The organism is Methylobacterium sp. WL64 (assembly GCF_008039945.1).
In the GTDB taxonomy this organism is placed as follows: domain Bacteria; phylum Pseudomonadota; class Alphaproteobacteria; order Rhizobiales; family Beijerinckiaceae; genus Methylobacterium.
Genome location: NZ_VRVA01000323.1, coordinates 1 through 608, shown reverse-complemented (window position 1 = coordinate 608; position 608 = coordinate 1). Strand labels below are relative to the sequence as shown.

Annotated in this window: 1 protein-coding gene; it reads right to left on the bottom strand. The window is 66.3% G+C overall.

Going from position 1 to position 608, the window contains the following annotated elements; translation table 11 throughout:
- Positions 1 to 608, bottom strand: a 608-nt coding sequence (locus FV242_RS34120) for an IS256 family transposase (protein WP_210249003.1), incomplete at both ends; no start/stop codon positions are given.

The window sequence follows — 608 nt, the reverse complement described above, 5'->3', positions numbered from 1 at the left end:
TCGTTCATGACCCGCAACCAGAACTTGGCGCCTTCGTTCTGCTCCAGCCACAGGCCGAGGATCTCCTTGGATCCGTCGGCGCGCACGCCGAGCGCGATATGGACCGCCTTGTTCCGGACCACACCCTCATCGCGCACCTTGATCCGCAGGGCGTCGAAGAACACGATCGGATAGACCGGCTCCAGCGGCCGGGCCTGCCAGGCGGCGACCTCCTCCAGCACCGCGTCGGTCACTGCGCTGATCAGGTCGGGCGAGACCTCGATCCCGTAGAGCTCGCGCAGGTGCCCGACGATCTCCCGGGTGCTCATGCCGCGGGCGTACATCGACACGATTTTGTCGTCGAAGCCGGGGAAACGGCGCTGATAGCGAGCGATCAGCTGCGGATCGAATGTCGCCTGTCGGTCACGCGGGATCGCAAGCTCGATCCGACCGGTCTCGGTCGTGACCGTCTTGCGACCATAGCCGTTGCGCGTGTTGCCGGCCTCCTCGCCCGCCAGATGGTGGTCCATCTCGGCGTTGAGCGCACGCTCGGCCAGGGCCTTCTTCAGTGCGTCCAGTAAGCCGTCGGACTCGAACGCCGTCTTCGGATCGGCCCCGGCCAGGAGCTG